We start from the raw sequence: 21,155 nt of genomic DNA, 5'->3' as shown, positions 1-21,155 counted from the left end.
AAAAATACCCCTTTAAATTGTAAAATAATCATTGCTATGTTAGTATGTTTTATTACTCATGTCAATTACGTTACGCGACGCAGGCGAACCGTGGTGAAATTCAAGCGGCTTCGGGAAAAGGATATGAGAATTGCGGAATTTTTCCGGATAGAACCTGGAAGGTACCCCTGGTCCATCCGAAAATCCTGCCCTTGAAAATACCTGCCCAGCCGGAGTATTCTTCTATAATATGGACAAGCTCATCATCAAGGGAGCCCGGGAACACAATCTAAAAAATATCGATTTGGAACTTCCCCGGGACAAGTTAATCGTTATTTCCGGCCTTTCCGGGTCCGGGAAGAGTTCCCTGGCCTTTGACACCATCTTTGCCGAGGGGCAGCGGCGGTATGTGGAAAGCCTCTCCGCCTATGCCCGGCAGTTCCTGGGGCGTATGGACAAGCCCGACCTGGACTATATCGAAGGGCTTTCCCCGGCTATTTCTATAGAACAGAAGACCACCCACCGTAACCCCCGGTCCACCGTGGGGACGGTAACTGAAATCTACGACTACTACCGGCTTCTCTACGCCCGGATTGGGGTTCCCCATTGCCCCCAGTGCGGCAGGGAGATACGGGAACAGCCGGTGGACCAGATCATCGACACCATCATGCAGATGGGGGAGGGGACCCGGGTTCAGCTTCTGGCGCCGGTCATACGGGGCAAGAAGGGGGAGCACCAGAAGATTATCGAGGATGCCAAAAAGGCGGGCTTTGTCCGGGCGCGGATCGACGGTCTTCTGATAAGCCTGGACGACGACGGCGCGATCAAGCTGGATAAGCAGAAGAAGCATAGTATCGAGATTGTGGTGGACCGCCTGGTCATAGGGCCGGATATCCGGTCCCGGCTGGCGGAGTCCGTGGAAGCCGCCCTAAACGCCGCGGACGGGATCATGCTGGTACTCCAACAGGGCGGTTCCGGCGATAAAACCGGCGCCAGGGAAAAATCCGGCGCTTCCGGCGGCGGCTCTTCGGTGGAACATTTTTTCAGCCAGAAGAACGCCTGCCCGGACTGCGGAATCTCCATCCCGGAACTTCAGCCCCGGCTGTTTTCCTTTAACAACCCCTATGGGGCCTGCCCCAGTTGCTCCGGCCTGGGGGCCAAGCTGGAATTCGATCCCAGCCTGGTGATCCCTAACCCATCCCTGTCCTTTAACGAAGGCGGGGTGGCGCCCTATAACCCGGACAGCGCCTGGCACCGCAGCCGCTTTGAAAGCCTGGCCAAGCACTACAAGTTCAGCCTGGATACCCCCATTAAGGAGCTGCCCAAGAAGGTGCGGGACGCCATACTCTACGGCAGTAAGGAAGAGATAAAGGTTAAGTACGTAAACCGGGATAAGACCGGTAAGTTTGAATACCAGTCGAGGTTTCCCGGTGTGCTGGAGGACCTGAAGCGGCGTTACCTGGAAACCCAGTCCGAGGGTATGAAGGAATGGTTTGAAAAGTTCATGAGCCAGAAGCCCTGCGAGGACTGCGGCGGCAAGCGGCTGAAGCCGGAAGCGCTGGGCGTTACCGTGGGGGGCAAAGGCATTTGGGATATCACCAGCCTTTCGGTGATCGATACCATGAAATTTTTCGACGCCATCAAATTTACGAAGAACGAACGGAAGATTGCCAACCAAATATTGAAGGAAATTAATGCCCGGCTGGGGTTTATGAAGAACGTGGGACTGGACTACCTGACCCTGGAACGGAAGTCCGCCACCCTGTCCGGCGGAGAGGCCCAGCGGATACGGCTGGCCACCCAGATTGGTTCCAGCCTGGTGGGGGTACTGTATATCCTGGACGAGCCCTCCATCGGCCTCCACCAGCGGGATAACCAGCGGCTTATCGATACCTTGCTCTACCTGCGTAACCTGGGGAATACCCTGATCGTGGTGGAGCACGACGAGCAGACCCTGCGTACCGCCGACTATATCGTAGACCTGGGGCCCGGCGCGGGGGTTCACGGCGGTGAAGTGGTGGCCCAGGGTACGCCGAAAGAGGTGATGGAGATAGAGCAGAGCCTTACCGGCCAGTACCTGGCGGGGAAGCTCACCATGGAGGTACCCCAAAAGCGGCGGGAGGGGAACGGGAACTTCATACGCTTAAAGGGAGTGCGGGAACACAACCTGAAAAATATCGACGTGGAAATACCCCTGGGGATGTTTACCTGCATCACCGGGGTGTCCGGCTCCGGGAAGTCCACCCTGTTAAGCGATGTGCTGTACCCCGCCCTGTCCAACCAGGTCTATGGGTCCAGCCACATTGAAGGGGACTACGATGAGCTTGAAGGGGCGGAGTTTATCGACAAGGTAATCGACATCGATCAAAGTCCCATAGGCAGAACCCCCCGGTCCAATCCGGCAACCTATGTGGGGGTCTTTTCGGGCATACGGGACCTCTTTGCCAGCCTCCCGGAGGCCAAGATGCGGGGCTATAAGCCCGGGCGTTTCTCCTTCAATGTCCGGGGCGGCCGCTGCGAAAACTGTTCCGGAGACGGGACTATCAGAATCGAGATGAACTTCCTCCCGGATGTGTACATTACCTGCGATGTGTGCCACGGCCAACGCTTCAACAAGGAAACCCTGGAGATACGCTATAAAGGTAAGAATATTGCGGATGTACTGGACATGACCATTGAGGAAGCGGCGGAGTTTTTTTCCTACATACCCCATGTAGCCCGGAAGATGGATACCCTCCTTTCGGTGGGCCTGGGCTACGTTAAGCTGGGCCAGTCCGCCCTTACCCTGTCCGGCGGGGAAGCCCAGCGGGTAAAGCTGGCCCTGGAGCTTTCCAAACGATCCACCGGCAGGACCCTCTATATCCTGGACGAACCCACCACGGGGCTCCACTTCGCCGATGTTAAGCAGCTTATGGGGGTAATCCAGCGCCTGGCGGATCAGGGTAATACGGTGGTGATGATAGAACATAACCTGGACGTGCTGCTCCAGGCGGATCACCTCATCGACCTGGGACCCGAGGGGGGCGACCGGGGAGGGGAGTTGGTGACCACCGGTACGCCGGAGGAGCTTGCAGCCCATACGCGATCCTACACGGGAATGTATATCAAGGAGCTTTTGGAACGGCGTCCGCGCCGGCGGGTTTCCCGGCGGAAATGAGTATATTGTTTCGCCGTCTATCCTGCACAGCGCTTCTTGCTTTTCTCCTTGTTCCGGCTGTGTTGCCGGAGCTCTCGGCCCAGGAGGCTGCTGCCCCGGAAGCTTCGGCCCTGGGGGATGAAGCCGAAGAAACGGCGCCCGATGAAACTGCCGCCGCTGTTCCGGAATCCACGGTGAGAGTACTGACCAGGGATGAGGAGATCCTGGAACTGGATATAAAAACTTCTACCCTGTCGGAACTGGCCGCCTGGAGCCGAAGCTTGGGTTTGAGCGAGGGGGGCGACCGAACAGCCCTGGGTAACCGGCTTCGGGAGTATTTCAAGCTTGATCAGGTTTTTCCGGTGGTAGGGGGAGTTGAAATCGAAATTGGGGATGGCCCAAAACCGCCTAAGATTATTACCATAGAATCCGCCAGAAGTACCGAATACTTTACCCTGGATGCGGTGGACGAAGATTACGCCCGCCTCCGGGGGGATGTGGTTATCAGCCTGAAGGATGGTGATTCGGTCCACCGGATTAGGGCCTGGGAGCTTCTTTACAACCGGAGCCGTAACCTTTTATCCGCTAACGGGGGAGTGGAGTATATCAAAGAATCGGGGGATACCATCGAAACCTTCCGGGGGGAATCCATAACCGTGGACCTGGATAACTGGTCCAGTATTTTTATGGACGGTGTTTCGGAACGTTCCCTTTCGGGGGACACAACTACCTATCGCTTTGCGGGGAATATCATCTCCCGCAGCGATGAGGAAGCTACGGTGCTTGCCCAAGCGGAAATAAGCAACGCCAGTAATCCTGAAGCCCTGTGGTCCCTTAAGGCGAGCAAGCTTTGGCTTCTGCCGGGTTCGGATTTTGCAATCCTCAACGGCTTCCTTAAGGTTGGGGAAATACCGGTACTGTACATACCCTTTTTCTTCTTCCCCGCGGACGAGATTATCTTTCACCCCGTTCTTGGCTACCGTTCCCGGGAAGGGAGTTTTATCCAGACCACCACCTATATTTTAGGACGCCCCAAGGCATCCGCCACATCCGAAAGTTCTATCAGTAAAATTTTAGGTAATTCTACGGATATGGAAAAAACCCAGCATGGAATATTTCTAAAAAGCACCGGAAAAAAATCCCGGGACCCCAATACCACCAGACTTTCGCTCCTTGCGGACGCCTATGCCAATTTAGGCGCCTATTTGGGAACCGAGCTTGCCCTTCCTAAAAAAGGAATTTTTAATGAATACAATTTTTCCCTGGGGTTCGGCTTTACCCGGGATGTTCAACTTATAGAGGGTAATTCCATCTACACCCCCTTCCCGGATTACGATGGGGTTGATCATTGGAATTCATCCCGTGTTGGCGGCTTGGATGTGCCCTTCCGTTACAGGATGACCAACGATGGCGCCCTTTCGGGAAAGTACGGGGCCTTTTCCTGGAGCCTGCCCCACTATTCCGATCCCTATGTGAACAGGGACTTTCTGGACCGTACCGAAGAGATGGATTATATAGCGATGTTAAAACAGGGCGGTAATATCGTCGATGCGGAGGATGCGCTTACAAAAAATGTATTAGGCTCCTATGAATGGCGGCTGAGTGGTTCCTCCACCCTTTCCCTGCCCATACTGTCCCCGTATATCACCAGTATAACTCTTTCCAGTCTTACCAGTTTCGTATCCTTTAATTACCGTACATCCCAAGCCCTGGCAAATTCTTTGTCCCCGAATAAGACCTTTTTTTACCCCGATAAATTTACTATCTACTCCGTAAGCGCCAGTATTTCCGGCACCCCCCTGAGCCTGGGCAGCAGCCAGTCTTCCACACGTCAATCCGGAACGAATACCGGCGCCGCGGCGGAAAGCGAGCCGGAGCCGGAACCGGATCCTTTTAATGGGCTTGGGGCGCTCAGATCGCCCTGGGAGACGGATGAAAAGAAAACTACGAACAGTGAAAAAACAAACTCAATGACCCTGAGCCCTCCAACGCTTTCCCAGCGCTTTGATCTTCCCAAGTCCGGAGGTCTTAATTTTTCCCTTGCCTATCAGCTCAGCCCCACCAGCGCATCGGAACTTAAATTCCGTTCCGACAGCATAAATTGGAAGGAGAGCGAGGATATTGACTGGAATGAAATGTCATCCATATTGACCAGCGTCAGAACCGACGGCAGTATTACTTTTTCCCTGGCGGATGTGAATAACATCGTATCCAACAGCCTCCGGTTTTCCGGATCCGGCTCATGGCAGGAGTATTCTTATATCAATGAGGAAGCGGAGGAATATAGCTCCCTATCGGAGACAGAGCGCCTGCCGGACCAGGCAAAAATAAACGCAGCCAAAGTACGGGCCATGGGCCAAACATCCTTTACCACCTCTGCGGAATATATCACCACTATCCGGCCCTTTTACTTGAGCCCCATTTGGAGTAATACAAACCTCCAGTATTCTGTTAAAGGGCTTATCGCAAAGTCTGAACTGAAGACCCCCGTACCCGATCCAATACCCCCTGCAACCAGCTCGTCGTCCCCGGACCCAAAAGACGCCTATTGGGATATCATTTACGGAGACTGGGATAAGGAGAGCCTGGACAGCCATAGGGTGGCAGCGAATATTCAAGCATTGGTTATGAATAAGGCACAGAATCTGTCAGTTACCGCAGAACTGCCCCCGGAGGACACCGCCCTTACCGGGGATGCCACCATGAGGGTCTGGTTAAGCGAGACCAATTTTAACGGGAAGATCATTGATCCCTATGAAGATCCAATCTACGATCCCCTGCGGCTTACCGAAACCCTGACTTTTACTAATGCCTTTAAGGTTTCCCAGAATGTGGTTTACGAACCGGAAAAGGATGAATTTACCAGCATGAGTTCCACCCTATTCTTTTACGGATTTTCCGCTTCATTTACCGCAAACTATTCAACCACCTATAACCTTATTTCTTCCGGATCCCCGGGCAGTGAACAGTGGGTATGGACCCAGTCCGCAGATTCTTCATTTCAGCCCCGGGAATTCAAGCTGGGGTATAACCAAACCTTTAAAAAGGATGAGCTTTGGAGGAAACGGCTTAGTTTTGCCCTTACCCTCAATACCGGGCTTACCTTTGATTTACAGCGATTTACCAATTCCAGTCTTAACTTTGGTCTGAGTTTTACCCTGGGGATCTCCAAATTCATCGATATAACCCTGGGAACCACATCCGGTAATGGGGTAATATTCAGATATTTCCGGGATTTTCCCATCTTTGATGTGCCTGATGGCCTTCCCATGGTGGGAGAAACGAATATTTTTACGGATTTTGTTAATTCATTTAGATTTGACGATGATGAACTGCGGCGATCTTCGGGATTTAAGCTAAAATCCTTCAAACTATCCCTGCTGCACCATCTGGGAGACTGGAATGCCAAATTGGATATGACCCTATCCCCCTATCTGCCCACGGGGGAGCGGGAATATAATTTCAACACCGAAATATCTTTTATCGTACAATGGCTTCCCATAAGCGAAATCAAGTCCGAAATTATCCACAACAAGGATAAATTCGAATTTAAATAATTCTATCTTTACAGAACAAGGCTTGACATAAAAGATTCCCCGGAGTAGACTGAAATAAATAATAGATAGCGAACCTTTTTTAATGGTGTTTATTGTTGTAATCCTTTCAAAGAAATAAAAAATCAGGAAATGAATACGTTTGAAAGCGCGTAAAAGTATATTTTCTCATCAATCCTAACGGAGATTTTTCATGGCAATTATACGCAGAGGCCGTCCCCCCAAGGCGGCAAAACACGATGAATTTCAGAGTCCTAATAACGGCGAAGATACTCAACCCTTCAGCGCCGCCGGTTCCGCTGCGGAGGAATTTCCGCAGAATTCCGGCGAAGGCGGTACTGAGATAGGCGCCGAAGCCTATCCCCAGGGAGAAGAGGATAGGCCAAGCGGCAAAACCATTGTGGTCCGTACCCAGACCCGGCCCCGGGGACGCCGTCCCTATGACCGTTCCCCTGCCGCCGACCGATCCGCCCCGAATTACGGCAATATCGCCCCTTCTTCGGTGTCCCGGGAGCCGGCCAACGGCGCTTATACCAATGGGAACCAGCAGTCGGGTTCAGGGTTTTCACCGCCGTCGGCCCCGGCTGCCAGTGGTCTGCCCCTGCCGGCCATCCCCAAGCTGCCCTCCATGCCGGACATTTACGGTAAACCGGAACCCCGGCTGGATCAGGACAACGGTAAACCCCGGCTTTCTATCAACGAGCTTATCCGGCTTAATATGATAGACCTTCGGGAACTGGCGGCCTGTTACAACATCTCCCACGAGGACATGGTGGCCCTGAAAAAACAGGAGATCATCTTCATCATCCTTAAGGCCCACACCGAGCGGGGGGGGATCATCTACGCCTACGGTTCCCTGGAAATACTCCCCGATGGCTACGGCTTCCTCCGCAGCCCCCAGAACTCCTACCTCCCCGGGCCGGACGACATCTACATCAGCCCCAGCCAGATCCGCCTTTTTGCCCTGAAAACCGGCGATACGGTCTACGGTCAGATCCGCAGCCCCAAGGAAGGGGAGCGTTTCTTTGCCATGCTTCGGGTGGAGACCGTAAACTACGACGACCCCACGGTAGCCCAGAACCGCATACCCTTCGACAACCTGACTCCCCTGTACCCCAACAAGATACTGGACCTGGAGACCACCACCGAAGGTATCAGCGAGCGGGTCATCAACCTCTTCTGCCCCATCGGGAAGGGCCAAAGAGCCCTCATCGTGGCCCCTCCCCGGACCGGGAAGACCATCATGATGCAGAAGATAGCCAACGCCATCACCAAGAACCACCCCGAGGTCTACCTTATCGTATTACTCATCGACGAGCGGCCCGAGGAAGTAACCGACATGGAACGTACCGTCCGGGCGGAGGTAATCTCCTCCACCTTCGATGAACAGGCCAGCCGCCATGTCCAGGTAACCGAAATGGTCTTGGAAAAGGCCAAACGCCTGGTGGAGCATAAAAAAGACGTGGTGATACTCCTGGATTCCATCACCCGGCTTGCCCGGGCCTATAACCAGACCGTTCCCATGTCGGGGAAGATACTCTCCGGCGGTGTGGACTCCAACGCCCTCCACAAGCCCAAGCGTTTCTTCGGCGCCGCCCGGAACATAGAGGAGGGGGGCAGCCTAACCATCATTTCCACCGCCCTTATTGAGACCGGCAGCCGTATGGACGAGGTCATTTTCGAAGAATTCAAGGGCACCGGCAACCTGGAAATCAACCTGGACCGCCGCATTTCCGACCGCAGACTCTTCCCGGCTATCAACATCAAGAAATCCGGCACCCGGAAGGAAGAACTGCTCCTTTCGGATGAACAGCTCCAGAAGATTTGGATACTCCGTAAGGTAATAAACCCCATGGACGACATCGAAATCATGGAACTCCTGGTTGACAGAATGAAGAAAAGCAAGAATAATGAAGCATTCTTGAAGTCGATGAATACCGGTTCCGCCGGTTCGGATTAAGCATATTATGTATGGAGTTATATAGATGAAAGAAGGCATCCATCCCAAGTACGAACTGACCAAAATCACCTGCGCCTGTGGAAACGTTATCGAAACCCGCTCTACCTCCAGGGACATCAAGGTTGAAATCTGCTCCTCCTGCCACCCCTTCTTTACGGGTAAGCAGAAGTTGGTAGACACCGCCGGACGTATCGAACGGTTCCGCCGCAAGTACAATATCAAAGAGTAGTTTCTGTAAGTATCCCGTTTCTCCGGCTTGTCGTCAAAGACGGGCGTGGGGAGGGGTACGCCCGTCTTCATGTGCATGTAGAGCCTGCTTGCGGAGCCCCTTCGGGTCTCCTCCAGCAGAGAATTCCATATACATGAAGCCAGGCGCACCCCTCCCCGCGCCCGCTTCTGTCACAGAGCGCGAAGAGGGATAGTTACTGGTGGGCTTCACATACCGATTCAGAGTTTGGCGATATCCTTGGGTACGAGTTGTAAAATGCCGGAAATCTCATCACCGGAAAAGCCTCTGGCCTTAAGTTTCCGGGCGGATTCCAGCTTTTCCTGATACGCTTCTTCCCGGCCGGTGCTTAGGCCCTTTTCATAGGATTCCTTTTCCCGGTGGTATTGGTCATACAGAAACTTTTCGCGGGACTCTGCCAGTAACCGTTCCCGCTCGTCTTCGCTCAGCTCCATCAGCGTGGCTACCGCTTTCTTTATTACCGGGTCTTTTTCCGCTACCATCATGAAATCCTCCTCGGTCTCGCTGGTGAAAAACTGAGACCACATATATAAGTCTGAACCGTCGCTCTGCTTCGGCAGCTTGGGCAGTTCCAGGGTGTTTATTTCCAATAAGTCGGTAAATTCGGTCCCCGTTTCCCGGTTCAGCAGGGCATATCTATTATAATAATCCTTTTCCTCGGGAATGAGAATATCATTGATGATGATTATACAGACAACCCGGTTAGCTTGTTTCCAGTTTTCCCCCCGTTTAATCTGTTCAGTGACCATTTTGACGGCATACTCGGTAAGACGTTTGCGCAGCCCGCCATAGGCGGAGACCTGGATTTCCACGTCGATTACGATACCCGTTTTTGTATGGATTTTTACATCCAAAACCCCTGCTTTGTCATCTGCAAACTCCCGTTTGAGATTGGGGTCCACGATGCTTAGGCTGTCGTATTCCGCCTCGGGCAGATTAAGGGCAGCCTTTAAAAACCCGGCAAGAATATCGATATTCCGCTGGTCGCCGAAGATGAGCTTGAAAACATAGTCCACCATAATTTTGAGCATTGGTTTTTTCATAAAAACCTCCTGCCCTAGATAGGGAAGTAGACCCTGGTTTTGCTTTAGTCTACGGAGAAATATTTTTGTTTTTTAGGAAAATGCCTGGGATTTAAAACCGCTAAGGCGTAGAAGGCGCCCGCGGGGACGGGGAAGCCACGCTGCGGGATATTGCGGACCTACGGTCCGAGGAATTCCCTGCTGTAGTAGACCCGCGCAGCGGGGCTGCGGAAGCAGATTCTACAGGCATCCCGCAGTGGGGATTCCCCGTCCCCGCGGGCGTTTTTTCACATGACCCTGCACACCCCGGTAAACCCAAGCATTCCCGTCCTTCCCAATCCGCTCCACCACCCCAATCCGCGTCAGCACATACAGCGCCTTCCGGGCAAGCTCCGGCGCTATCCCCGCCTTTTCCGCCAGACTTTTTACCGTAAAGGTTTCCCCCTTCTTAAAGGGCAGGAAATAGCGGTAATCCCGGGGGGCGTTAAACACCATGGTCTCGTGGTATTCGGTAATGGTTTTGTCGGTAATGCTGGCCCCCTTGCGGCGCCAGGAACCTTTGCCGTCCAGGATGCGCTTTTCTAATACGTCCACCAGGGCCAGTTCCAGGGTCAGACCCGGCAGCAGGGGCAGCTCAGGGGCGTAGAGCAGGGCCTTGAAAACGTCCCAGGGTGTGCCTTTCCGGGGGCTCTTTCGGCTGCGGAGGAGGGCGCCGGCGGCATCCTGGGTCTCTATGGATTTGCGGATGATAATGGGATGGACGATACGTACCGGGCCTAATCGCAGTAATTCCGGGACTTTTTTCTTCAGGGGTCCAAAACTGCCGGTCTGGACCTCGATCATTTCGCCGTCCTCGCTGACCCCATCACAGACATACCCCGCCCTGATAACCTCGATATCTCCTCGGGCGCCGGAATAGCGGAGTTTTAAAGCCCGGTGGAGACTCTGCTCCCGTTCGGTCCCAATGCGGTGCGATGCCATGGATCGAGCATACTCTTCCGCTCAATAAGAGTCCACGGAAGTCCGTTGATTCCCTTATGCTTTATATCCGTATAGTAAAAGAAAGAATATTTTTACTATATATAACGTTTTTCTCAAAAAAAGTTATTGACCTTTTCATTCAAAGCGAAAATAATGGGATTATGTGGGTTCAAGTGGGAAAAAATGGATCTAAGGGGAAAAAGAAGGGATGAAATCCTTGAATGGTGAATACAAAATAACCCTCGATGATAAAGGCCGCTTGAGCCTGCCCACGAAAATTCGGGCAGCCCTGGAGGACAACAATCATATGCTCACCAAGGGACCCGATGGCTGCATTTGGCTTTATCCCATGGAAGAATGGAATAAGCTGATGCAAAAGGTGCGGACGTCCAGCTCCGCCTTTAATTCCGACTTCCGGGCGCTGCGGCGTCACCTCATAGGGCCTGCCCAGGATGTTGAGATTGATAAGGCGGGGCGCATCGCCATTCCCCAAACCCTGCGGGAATATGCGGATCTGAACCGGGATTGCATTGTCCTGGGTCAGGACGATTTTGTTGAAATTTGGAATGCCGACCGGTATAGAAGTTATGAGACTGAAAGTAAAGAAGAATATGAAATTGCCTATGAAAAACTAGGCGCTGCTCTGCTGCGGGAAAAGGACGGCGAGTAATGACCATTACCCATACCCCGGTTTTGCTGGAGGAAACTGTCCAATACCTCGCACCCCGTACGGATGGTGAGTTGATGGTGGACGCCACCCTAGGGGAAGGCGGGCATAGTTACGCTTTCCTCTCCCGCTTTCCCAGCCTCAGGATTGTGGGTATTGATGCGGACAGGGATATCCAGGAAAAGGCCCGGGAGCGGCTGGGGGAATTCGGGAATCGGATACGCTTTTACAACGGCTGGTCCCATGATTTTTTTGCTTCCCTTGTATCGCAGGCGCTTCCCGCCGGAAATGAACGACCCGATACCATCCTCATCGATCTTGGGGTGAGTATGTACCATTACGAAGAGTCCGGCAGGGGTTTCAGCTTCCGTAAGGATGAAGCCCTGGACATGCGGATCGATACCAGTGCGGGGGATACCGCGGCGGACCTGATCGCCCGGCTTCCGGAAAAAGAACTGGCGGATCTGATCTACAACAATGCCGAGGAACGATATTCCCGGCGTATAGCCCATGCCATTGTAGAAAACCGGTCCCGGGCGACCATCACCAGTACGGTGGCCCTGGCGGAAATTGTAAGCCGGGCGGTTCCTGCGGAGTACCGCCGTTCCAGGGTGCATCCGGCAACGAAGACCTTCCAAGCCCTGCGGATAGCCGTAAACGGGGAACTGCTGCGGCTGCTGGATCTGCTGGAATCGGCCCTTTCTGCGTTAAAAGCCGGCGGGCGTATGGGGGTTATCAGTTTTCATTCCCTGGAGGATAGGCGGGTAAAAAATTTTTTCCGGGACAAAAACAAGGACTGTACCTGCCCGCCGGAAACGCCGATATGTAGATGTGAGGGCCGCCGGGTTGTCAATCTTATAACCCGGAAAGCAGTTGCCCCCGGTTTCGATGAGATTCGGAATAATCCGCCCTCCCGGAGCGCTAAGCTGCGGGTGGTGGAAAAAGTATTTGATGAGGGTGGACGGTCATGAGACGGTTTATATTACTTTATTTTTTTACCCTGACACTTCCCGTGTTTTTGGTGATCTCCGTTTGGCAGTCCAGAAACTATGCGTCCCTGCAGCGGGATGTGCGGCGCCTTGAGGTGGTCCAGGAAGAGTGGATCGAAAGTAATAAACGGCTTATCGCGGGGATTACCCTGTTTTCCTCCGCAGAGCGGATAGAACATATTGCGGTAGAACAGCTGGGGCTTACAAAAAAGCAACCGGAAGAAATTTTACAGATCAGGATTGAAAATGGCCGGGGGAGGATCGATGGCTAGGAGCCCCATGAACATTTTAACCTTGCAGCATGTCCCCGGGGGCAGTATCAGCGCTACCCCTATCGGAATTATCGGCAGCGGGGCCGAAATCCTTGAGCGTATACTGTGGGGGGCTGCTTAAATGTTTTTAGAGTTTTTATATCCCCTGGTAAAATACTTCACCCCCTTCAATGTTTTTCAATATCTCACTTTTCGGAGCGCCTATGCCGCTCTGACCACATTGTTATTGTGCTTTATTTTTGGTCCCCGGATCATCGAATCTCTGCGAAAACTTAAAATAGGACAATCCATCCGGGATGACGGCCCCGCTACCCATTTGAAAAAGGACGGAACCCCAACCATGGGGGGTGTGCTTATCATCTTTTCCACGGTAATTGCGGTGCTGCTCTGGACGGATCTGGAAAATGAAAAGGTCTGGCTTACCCTTGGCGCCTTCGTGGCCTTTGGCGCAATCGGTTTTATCGACGACTTCCTCAAGGTGCGGCGCCATAACTCCGACGGACTGCCGGCCTGGGCAAAACTGGCGCTTCAATTTGTTGTGGCGGTAACCATAACCCTGATCCTCTATAACTCCGATGAGGAGGGGATCACCACCCTGTACGTGCCCTTCTTTAAAAACCCGGTGGTTGAAATGGGGAACCTGTGGATCCCCTTTGCGATACTGCTCTTGGTGGGGGAATCCAACGCGGTGAACCTTTCCGATGGGCTGGACGGACTTGCCACGGGGCTCCTGATTCTGGTCTTTATCGCCCTGGCTATCCTGACCTACATTACAGGCCGGGTGGACTACTCTTCCTACCTGGGAATACCCTATATTGTGGGCAGCGGGGAGTTAACGGTTTTCTGCCTGGGAGCGGTGGGGGCCTGTATAGGGTTTCTGTGGTACAACGCCCATCCCGCTGAAGTATTTATGGGAGACGTGGGAAGTCTCTCCCTTGGCGGAGTGGCGGCAACCATTTCCCTGATTGTCAAAAAAGAAATACTGATACTGATTATCGGCGGTGTTTTTGTTTTGGAAGCGGCATCGGTTATCATCCAGGTGCTGGTATATAAATTGCGGAAGAAGCGGGTCTTTAAAATGGCCCCTCTTCATCACCATTTCGAGGAATCGGGCTGGGCGGAGGCTAAGGTAGTCATCCGGTTCTGGATCCTCGGGGGCCTGTTTGCCATAATAGCCCTATCAACATTGAAAATACAATGATACAAGCATTTGATCTTGAGAGCGCCGGACGCAAATCCCAGGCGGACCATATTTTGATCGCCAGCATTCTCCTCCTTACCGGGGTTGGCTTGGTTACCCTTTATTCCGCATCCTATGCCTACGGGGAACGGTTTTTTGGCGAAGGATTGTACTTTATTACCCGGCAGCTGCTTTATGGGTTTGTGGGCTTGGGAGCATTCTTTGTTGCATCCTGGATCAATTTAGAATATCTGCGAAAACTGATTGTTCCCATGGTGGTGATCACCGCTGTTTTATGCCTTTTAACCTTTATGCCCGGCATTGGGGTAACAAAAAACGGAGCGGCCCGGTGGATACGGATAGGGAGTACTAATACTTTTCAGCCATCGGAGCTGGTTAAACTGACCCTGCCTTTCTATCTGGCCCATATATTCAGCAAAAAGCAGGAACGTATTAACTCTCTTATCGCGGGAATCCTGCCGCCCACACTGATAACGTTACTATTTTTCTTTTTGATTTATTTGCAGAATAACTTTTCTACCGCGCTGTTCATCGCGATAAATGCGGTATTTATTTTCTTTCTCGCCGGAGTGCGGTACCGGTACTTTATAAGCGGTGCAGTAATATTGATTCCTTTATCCGCATTTTTAGTGCTTACCAAGGAACATAGGCTCCGCCGGGTTATTAGTTTCTTTATTCCCGACTGGGAACCCCTGGGGGCGGGATACCAGGTTCATTCTTCCCTGCTCTCCATCGGCTCAGGCGGGCTTTTGGGAAAGGGTTTTGGCCAGGGCACCCGGAAAATTGCCAGCGTTCCGGAAATACATTCGGACTTTATCTTTTCGTCTTTTTCCGAAGAGGCGGGCCTTGCGGGGGTGTTTTTGTTCTTCTTAATTTTCATGGTTTTTGCGATCCACGGATACCGGGCGGCTATTAAGTCAAATGATATGTTCAGAAGGCTTTTGGGTTTCGGTCTGGTTACCATGATCAGTTCCCAGGCGCTTTTGAATATCGCCGTGGTTTCCGGGGCCGTACCCGCCACGGGGGTTCCCCTGCCGTTCTTTTCCGCCGGCGGTTCCTCCCTGGCAATAACATTACTGATCGCGGGACTTATCGTTAATATTTCAAGAAACAGAGAGGTGGACCATGTCTGAGGGGTTTGTGTTTGAAAATACTCTTCCTGAAGAAAATCCGGTTCATTCCAAAATGGACAGACGGCTCAAATGGCTTCTGATTGCCCTGGCAGTAATTTTGGCAGGCGAGCTGATCTGGGTCCTGGGGGTTACCCCCTGTATGCCCCTGTCGGTGATAGAGATATCGGGAATTCCCGAACTTGACCGGGGCGCCGTATTAACCCAGGCGGGGATTGGGGTCCATACTTCCTACATGACCATGGATGCCCGCGGGGCGGAACTTGCCCTGGGGGCCATGTATCAGGTTGAGTCCGCCAGGGTAACAAAACAGTTTCCCGATACGGTTAAGATTGTTTTAGAAAAGCGCAAGGCGGTTGCCATGGCCCTTGCTCCGATAAACGGTAAAATAGAGCCGGTGTTTTTCGACAGATATGGTGTGGTTTTTAAAATTGGAGAGGATGTGGCGGAAGGGGGAATACATACCCTGCCGATTATTTCGGGGTTGGTCTTTGAAAACACCTCCCTGGGTATGCGGCTTCCCGCACTTTTTCAGCGCTTCCTCACGGATTTGGGGCGTCTGAATAGTTCGGCGCCGGAGCTGCTGGGAACAATTTCGGAGATCCAGGTCAAGGCCAAACCCTATGATGGGTTTGAGCTGGTGCTTTTTCCGGTTCACTATCCCGCTAAAATCCGGGTAGGGAATGAATTAACCCAGGATACGATTCGGTATATGCTCTTGCTCATTGATGTATTTATAAAACAGGGCGTTATGGTGGATGAAATTGATTTCAGAACCGGCACGGCGTCCTATAAAAAGGAGGCCGCCCTTGGCCAATGATGGATTAGTGGTAGGCCTTGATATCGGCACCACCAGTATCCGTGCTGTTATCGGCGAACGGACAGAGAAGGGAACCATTGAAATTACCGGCGTAGGGATAAGTCCTTCCTCGGGGCTGCGGAAAGGGGTGGTGGTAAATATTGAAGCTACCCTGCAGTCCGTGGCGGCTGCCATTGAAGCGGCGGAGATGATGAGCGGCCGGGAGGTACATGCCTGCTGGACCGGCATCGGGGGCAACCACGTCGATGGGGTGAATTCCCGGGGTGTTGTGGCGGTTACCGGCCGGAGCCGGGACGAAAAGGAAAACCGGGAAATAGGGCCCGAGGATATAGTCAGGGTGCTGGAAGTTGCCCGGGCCATGGTCTTCCCCATGGATCGCCAAATCCTGGAGGTGATACCCCAAACCTATATTGTGGATAAACAGCCGGGTATCCGGAATCCTCTAAACATGATTGCCAGGGGCCTGGAAGCGGAGGTACATATCATCACCTGTTCCGCCAACAGCGCGCAGAATCTGATCAAGTGCGTTAACCGCGCGGGGTTCCGGGTTAACGATCTGATCCTGCAGACTCTGGCTGCGGGCCGGGCGGTACTTACGGAGGAAGAAAAGGAATTAGGGGTTGCCCTGGTGGATCTTGGCGGCGGTACCACCGATGTGATGGTCTGCTGCCAGGGAGCTCCCTATTCAACCCTCTCGGTCCCCCTTGGGGGGGCCGAAATAACCCAGGATATATCGATTGTAAAAAATATTTCCTTTGAAAATGCAGAACGGGCTAAGATTGACGCCCGGTGCTGTATAGCGGAACTGTTGGAAAATGATGATGATATTATCATTGAAGGCCTGGGGGGAAGACCTCCTCTGCCCATTCCGAAGTCTCAGATTGCAGTAATTGTGCGGCCCCGCTTGGCGGAGATATTCCGCATGGTTAAGGATAAGCTGGATGCTCTTCCGCTGAGCAGGCCTTTGGGCGGCGGAATTGTGCTTACCGGTGGGGGTGCGGAATTTCTTGGGGCGGTTGAACTGGCAGCCCAGATTTTTAAAATGCCCGTGCGGATCGGTAATCCCCTGTCAATGGGGGGGCTGCAGGAACGGTACAACAGCCCGTTATTTGCCACAGCGATAGGATTAGTGTTGGAAGGAAATATCCGGGAAGATGTAAAAACCCCCGATAGGGGGCCGGATACCAAGGTACGGGAGAAGAAGGGACAGGTTTCCTTCTTCGGTAAAATATGGGAATGGTTAAAAAAGGAATTTTTTTAAACTATAAGGGGCGCATGGGAACGCCCTGAAATTTTATCAAAAAAGTGATTTGGGAGGGGAAGCTGCATGAAGAATTTTGAGGTTCATGAAGAAACAGTAATGGGGCCGAGACCGACGAAGATCAAGGTTTTCGGCGCCGGCGGCGGGGGCTGCAATGCGGTAAACCGTATGATCGAACACGGTTTGCAGCAGGTAGATTTTATCGCGGCAAATACGGATCAGCAGGCGCTGAACCTGAGTAAGGCCGGGACAAAATTAGCCCTGGGCGCCAAATCCACCGGTGGGCTTGGGGCAGGGGGCAGGCCGGAGGTCGGCGAAAAGGCCGCCATGGAGGACAGGGATTCTATTGCCAATGTTCTCAAGGGCGCCGACATGGTTTTTGTTACCGCCGGAATGGGCGGCGGTACCGGTACCGGTTCGGCTCCCATCATCGCCCAGGTAGCCCGGGAGAATGGGGCCCTTACCGTAGGGGTGGTAACCAAGCCTTTTGCCTTCGAGGGTCAGAAAAAAATGAGCCTCGCCGAAGAGGGGATCGCTAAAATGCGGGAGGCGGTGGATACCCTTATCATCATCCCCAATGAACACCTTATGTCAATAATTGATAAGAAAACGTCAATGAAAGAAGCGTTCCTCAAGGCCGATGATGTGCTTCGTCAGGGCGTACAGGGTATAGCGGATCTTATCACCGTACCCGGGGATATCAATGTTGATTTTGCGGATGTAAGAACCACCATGCTGGGGCAGGGGGACGCCCTTATGGGTATCGGTATAGGCGAGGGGGGTGACCGCGCTAAGGATGCGGCCTCAAAGGCTATTGATAATCCCATGCTCAAGGATACTACCATTGCCGGCGCCCAGCATATCCTGGTTAATATCACCGGTGGGGAGGATCTTTCGGTTTTTGAAGTTGCGGACATCGTCAATTACATTAAGGAAAAGGCGGATCCCAATGTATTCATCAAATTCGGGACTGTTTTGAACACAAGCCATGCGGATCAAATACAGGTAACGGTTATTGCCACCGGTTTTCGTGGGCAGAACATCAAAGAGACTGCGGCCGCGAAATTCCAGGAGGAGACGAAGACTAAGGATACCGGCTTTATCGACATAACCGAGTGGGAAAAGGTGACCAGCCACTCCAAACGGGCTGCGGAAAACTTCACCAACGGCTCCGGGGAATTTTCTTCCCGCCGGACCGCTCAGGATTTGAATGTTCCCGCGATTTACCGGGACAGGGATTATTTACTCCAATTTGAGAAGGGGAGAAGCGAGAAAACCGGTTCTGATAACAGGGAAATATAGGTGCCCGTACCGATGACCGCTGGCCCGAATTTGTTGGAACGTTTTTATTCCCGGCTTATCGCCATGGAACGTCGTTCCCCGATGACCGCCCAAACCTACCGTTTTGAGGTTCGTCGTTTTCTGGAATGGCTTCCCCTTGCGGGACTTAAGGTGGAGACCGTGGAATCCCTGGAAATTTCCCGGTACCTGGACGAGCGCAGGGAAAAAGATCGTATAGATTCTCGTTCCACCGCTAAAGCAATTTCCGCCCTGCGATCATTCTTCCGGTATATCGGGGATGAAGGGTTACGGGATGATAATCCTGCGGCTATTCTGGAACCGCCCAGAGGAAGCCGGCATTTACCGGAGGTGCTTTCCCAGAAACGGGTGGAGAGCATCCTGGAGGGTACGGATTCGGATAATCTCCTGGGTTTACGGGATAGGGCTATGTTTGAGCTGATCTACTCTTCGGGTCTGCGGGTTTCCGAAGCGGTGGCCCTGAATATTCGGGACCTCTATTTCCACGAGGGTATTGCCCGGGTACGGGGAAAGGGGAATAAGGAACGGCTGGTTCCCTTTGGGGGGGAGGCAGCGCTCTGGCTAAGGCGTTACTTGGAAGAATGCCGCCCCAATTTGGTGAAAAGCGGACGGACATCGGCCCTGTTTCTCGGCAGGACCGGGAAGCGGCTTTCCCGTAAGGGTATTTGGCGTAATTACGCCGCCCTGTCCGGTCCTGGGGGAACCAGTACCAGGGTCCATACCCTGCGGCATAGTTATGCCACGGAGCTCCTCGCCGGCGGCGCGGATCTCCGGTCCGTACAGGAACTTCTGGGGCATGTGGATCTGGCTACCACCCAGATCTATACCCATGTGGATGTGGCCTTGCTTAAGGAAAGCCTTAAGCGGTATAGACCAAAGCTGCGGGATCTTAAAACCGCCGGAAAGGCGTAGGGGTAGGTAATGAAGGTAAAAAAAGAAGTGGTTGTAGGGCTTATCGTAATTGTCCTCATCGCTTCCCTTGTTATGGTATTCTTAGGGTATAACCGGAATAAGCAGTGGGATACCCTGGCAGGACAGATTGCCGCCCTGAGTCCCGGAAATGGCCCTCCGGAGACTATTCAGGGGCTGCGTACCGCCATCAACGCCTACGAGGCTAAGATTGAGCAGCAGGTTAAGGACGCGGCTCAAACGGGGATTTATTGGAAGATCCTGGCCTACCGGCTCCAGGACAAGGGGCTCCACGGTGAAGCCTTGGAAGCCCTGGAGCGGGCTATCGCCTATAATCCCATGGATGCGGCCCTCCATTATATGGTAGGGGTTTCCGCGGGAGTTGTGGCTAAATCCTCACTGAACTTTGAAGGGAATCCGGGTAATTTGACCCGGGATAATTACTATACCCTTGCGGAGAATGGGTACCTCAGGGCCATTTCTCTGGACGAGCGCTATGTCAGGCCTCTGTACGGCCTGGGGGTGCTCTATGCCTTTGAGCTTGACCGTCCCCGGGAGGCCATACCCTACCTGATGCGGAGTCTGGAAATAAGCCCCGATGTGGATACCATGTTTGTTTTAGCGCGGTCTTACTATATGATAGAAGCCTACCGGGAGGCGGTGGCGGTATACGAAAGGATCATTGATTTTACCAAGGATCTTGAAAAGGTGAACGAAGCCCAGATGAACCGGCAAAGGATATTGGACATAATTTATGGATAAACGGGGTTTGTTGGACTTGGTCATTAACCGTATCCCCAATCTCGGGCCTCGGGAAAAGATTGTATTAGGTGAAAAATTTGACCGGGAGGAAGATTTTTACGTACTTTCAAAGGGAGATATAGAGCAGATAGTCAAGCGCCCCCTGAACAGCCCCTGGACTATGGATGCGCTTAGGGTACAGGCTGAAAAGGATGCAAACGCCGGACGGCTCCGTGGGATAGACTATATTTCCCATGGGGATTCTCAGTATCCCCCATTGCTCCGGGAGCTTTTTGATCCCCCGGCGTTGCTTTTTTACCGGGGTGTACTTCCGAACCCGGAACAGACCATGACGGCGGTGGTCGGAACCCGGCGGCCCTCCGGCCAGGCAGCAGCCCAGGCCTACGATTTGGCGCGGGAACTGGCCCGGGGCGGAATGCCCGTGGTTTCCGGTCTGGCCCTGGGTATCGATGCCCTGGCTCATCGGGGTAACATGGATGGCGGGGCGCCTACCGTAGCGGTGCTGGGTTCCGGTTTGGACCAGGTCTATCCGGTGTCAAACCGTACCCTGGCCCGGCGTATCCTGGAAACCGGCGGCGTCCTTCTGAGTGAGTACCCCCCGGTACGGAACCGTTCCGGTGGAATTTCCCCGCCCGTAACCGGATCATCTCCGGCCTCGCCCGGGGGGTTCTGATAGTGGAGGCCCCTAAGCGTTCCGGCGCTTTAATCACCGCCCAGTTTGCCCTGGATCAGGGCCGGGATCTTTTTGCAGCCGCCGTTGGGGTATCCTCACCTTTGGGGGAGGGAACCAAAAAACTGGCGGAAGACGGGGCGCGGGTAATAGTCCGGGCTGCGGAAATTTTTGAAGAATGGGGCATGGCATACCCGGAAGATACAAGTAACGCCACCGGAACCGATCTGGCCTTAAGTTTAGGGCGGTCCCTTAATATTGTTTGCGAGGAATAG

At 53.1% G+C, this 21,155-nt stretch carries 15 protein-coding genes and 2 pseudogenes; 15 read left to right on the top strand and 2 right to left on the bottom strand.

Going from position 1 to position 21,155, the window contains the following annotated elements; translation table 11 throughout:
- The first annotated feature begins 229 nt into the window (after window positions 1-229).
- The 4 genes and pseudogenes from uvrA (at window position 230) to rpmE (ending at window position 8,858) form a co-directional block, all read left to right on the top strand.
- On the top strand, window positions 230-3,136 hold the full coding sequence (uvrA, locus tag TPRIMZ1_RS0110715; RefSeq protein WP_010259240.1) for an excinuclease ABC subunit UvrA: 2,907 nt from the start codon (window positions 230-232) through the stop codon (window positions 3,134-3,136).
- Window positions 3,133-6,672, top strand: a complete 3,540-nt coding sequence (locus tag TPRIMZ1_RS0110710) for an LPS-assembly protein LptD (RefSeq protein ID WP_010259237.1) — start codon at window positions 3,133-3,135, stop codon at window positions 6,670-6,672. The genes uvrA and TPRIMZ1_RS0110710 overlap by 4 nt, the downstream gene beginning before the upstream one ends.
- Before the next feature lie 673 nt (window positions 6,673-7,345).
- Window positions 7,346-8,629: pseudogene (gene rho / locus TPRIMZ1_RS0110705) on the top strand (transcription termination factor Rho); the annotation flags it as partial.
- 25 nt (window positions 8,630-8,654) lie between these two features.
- On the top strand, window positions 8,655-8,858 hold the full coding sequence (gene rpmE, locus TPRIMZ1_RS0110700; RefSeq protein ID WP_010259232.1) for a 50S ribosomal protein L31: 204 nt from the start codon (window positions 8,655-8,657) through the stop codon (window positions 8,856-8,858).
- A gap of 218 nt (window positions 8,859-9,076) precedes the next feature.
- Here rpmE and TPRIMZ1_RS0110695 read toward each other — a convergent pair whose 3' ends face one another.
- Window positions 9,077-9,919 (bottom strand): Rpn family recombination-promoting nuclease/putative transposase, encoded by an 843-nt coding sequence (locus TPRIMZ1_RS0110695; RefSeq protein ID WP_010259230.1) that lies wholly within the window; start codon window positions 9,917-9,919, stop codon window positions 9,077-9,079.
- A gap of 219 nt (window positions 9,920-10,138) precedes the next feature.
- A complete protein-coding gene (locus TPRIMZ1_RS0110690; RefSeq protein ID WP_010259228.1) occupies window positions 10,139-10,879 on the bottom strand; it encodes a hypothetical protein in 741 nt (246 codons plus the stop codon).
- A gap of 208 nt (window positions 10,880-11,087) precedes the next feature.
- Here TPRIMZ1_RS0110690 and mraZ point away from each other — a divergent pair, with 208 nt between their 5' ends.
- The 11 genes and pseudogenes from mraZ to dprA all read left to right on the top strand — a co-directional run bounded on the left by mraZ (window position 11,088) and on the right by dprA (window position 21,155).
- Window positions 11,088-11,549 carry a division/cell wall cluster transcriptional repressor MraZ gene (mraZ, locus tag TPRIMZ1_RS0110680; protein ID WP_010259226.1) on the top strand — a complete coding sequence of 154 codons (462 nt, stop codon included), beginning with the start codon at window positions 11,088-11,090 and terminating at the stop codon, window positions 11,547-11,549.
- Entirely contained in the window at window positions 11,549-12,517 is a 969-nt protein-coding gene (gene rsmH, locus TPRIMZ1_RS0110675) for a 16S rRNA (cytosine(1402)-N(4))-methyltransferase RsmH (RefSeq protein WP_010259224.1), read from the top strand. Before mraZ ends, rsmH begins: the two co-directional genes overlap by 1 nt.
- A complete protein-coding gene (locus tag TPRIMZ1_RS0110670; protein ID WP_010259221.1) occupies window positions 12,514-12,807 on the top strand; it encodes a cell division protein FtsL in 294 nt (97 codons plus the stop codon). The genes rsmH and TPRIMZ1_RS0110670 overlap by 4 nt, the downstream gene beginning before the upstream one ends.
- Window positions 12,808-12,928: 121 nt before the next feature.
- Window positions 12,929-14,008, top strand: a complete 1,080-nt coding sequence (gene mraY, locus TPRIMZ1_RS0110660; RefSeq protein ID WP_010259219.1) for a phospho-N-acetylmuramoyl-pentapeptide-transferase — start codon at window positions 12,929-12,931, stop codon at window positions 14,006-14,008.
- Window positions 14,005-15,141, top strand: coding sequence for a putative lipid II flippase FtsW (ftsW, locus tag TPRIMZ1_RS0110655; protein WP_010259217.1), 1,137 nt, complete (start codon window positions 14,005-14,007; stop codon window positions 15,139-15,141). Before mraY ends, ftsW begins: the two co-directional genes overlap by 4 nt.
- Window positions 15,134-15,958, top strand: coding sequence for a cell division protein FtsQ/DivIB (locus TPRIMZ1_RS0110650; RefSeq protein WP_010259214.1), 825 nt, complete (start codon window positions 15,134-15,136; stop codon window positions 15,956-15,958). Before ftsW ends, TPRIMZ1_RS0110650 begins: the two co-directional genes overlap by 8 nt.
- The gene (ftsA, locus tag TPRIMZ1_RS0110645; protein WP_010259212.1) at window positions 15,948-17,219 is read left to right on the top strand and encodes a cell division protein FtsA; all 1,272 of its coding nucleotides are present in this window, start codon (window positions 15,948-15,950) and stop codon (window positions 17,217-17,219) included. Before TPRIMZ1_RS0110650 ends, ftsA begins: the two co-directional genes overlap by 11 nt.
- A 66-nt stretch (window positions 17,220-17,285) precedes the next feature.
- Window positions 17,286-18,521 (top strand): cell division protein FtsZ, encoded by a 1,236-nt coding sequence (gene ftsZ, locus TPRIMZ1_RS0110640; protein WP_010259210.1) that lies wholly within the window; start codon window positions 17,286-17,288, stop codon window positions 18,519-18,521.
- Window positions 18,522-19,451: a tyrosine recombinase gene (locus TPRIMZ1_RS0110635; protein ID WP_232616811.1), complete on the top strand. Its 930-nt coding sequence runs from the start codon at window positions 18,522-18,524 to the stop codon at window positions 19,449-19,451.
- A 9-nt stretch (window positions 19,452-19,460) separates the two neighbouring features.
- A complete protein-coding gene (locus TPRIMZ1_RS0110630; protein ID WP_010259206.1) occupies window positions 19,461-20,210 on the top strand; it encodes a tetratricopeptide repeat protein in 750 nt (249 codons plus the stop codon).
- A pseudogene (gene dprA, locus TPRIMZ1_RS18820) lies at window positions 20,203-21,155 on the top strand (DNA-processing protein DprA). The gene TPRIMZ1_RS0110630 and the pseudogene dprA overlap by 8 nt, the downstream one beginning before the upstream one ends.

It is taken from the genome of Treponema primitia ZAS-1 (assembly GCF_000297095.1).
Classification (GTDB): Bacteria; Spirochaetota; Spirochaetia; order Treponematales; family Breznakiellaceae; genus Termitinema; species Termitinema primitia_A.
Note: the sequence above shows the minus strand (reverse complement) of the source record. Positions and strands in the feature narration are given on the sequence as shown.

Bases quoted from the DNA above. Each gene is read 5' to 3' on its own strand.
- uvrA (WP_010259240.1), top strand. From the start codon at position 230: ATGGACAAGCTCATCATCAAGGGAGCCCGGGAACACAATCTAAAAAAT.
- TPRIMZ1_RS0110710 (WP_010259237.1), top strand. From the start codon at position 3,133: ATGAGTATATTGTTTCGCCGTCTATCCTGCACAGCGCTTCTTGCTTTT.
- rpmE (WP_010259232.1), top strand. From the start codon at position 8,655: ATGAAAGAAGGCATCCATCCCAAGTACGAACTGACCAAAATCACCTGC.
- TPRIMZ1_RS0110695 (WP_010259230.1), bottom strand. From the start codon at position 9,919: ATGAAAAAACCAATGCTCAAAATTATGGTGGACTATGTTTTCAAGCTC.
- TPRIMZ1_RS0110690 (WP_010259228.1), bottom strand. From the start codon at position 10,879: ATGGCATCGCACCGCATTGGGACCGAACGGGAGCAGAGTCTCCACCGG.
- mraZ (WP_010259226.1), top strand. From the start codon at position 11,088: ATGAAATCCTTGAATGGTGAATACAAAATAACCCTCGATGATAAAGGC.
- rsmH (WP_010259224.1), top strand. From the start codon at position 11,549: ATGACCATTACCCATACCCCGGTTTTGCTGGAGGAAACTGTCCAATAC.
- TPRIMZ1_RS0110670 (WP_010259221.1), top strand. From the start codon at position 12,514: ATGAGACGGTTTATATTACTTTATTTTTTTACCCTGACACTTCCCGTG.
- mraY (WP_010259219.1), top strand. From the start codon at position 12,929: ATGTTTTTAGAGTTTTTATATCCCCTGGTAAAATACTTCACCCCCTTC.
- ftsW (WP_010259217.1), top strand. From the start codon at position 14,005: ATGATACAAGCATTTGATCTTGAGAGCGCCGGACGCAAATCCCAGGCG.
- TPRIMZ1_RS0110650 (WP_010259214.1), top strand. From the start codon at position 15,134: ATGTCTGAGGGGTTTGTGTTTGAAAATACTCTTCCTGAAGAAAATCCG.
- ftsZ (WP_010259210.1), top strand. From the start codon at position 17,286: ATGAAGAATTTTGAGGTTCATGAAGAAACAGTAATGGGGCCGAGACCG.
- TPRIMZ1_RS0110630 (WP_010259206.1), top strand. From the start codon at position 19,461: ATGAAGGTAAAAAAAGAAGTGGTTGTAGGGCTTATCGTAATTGTCCTC.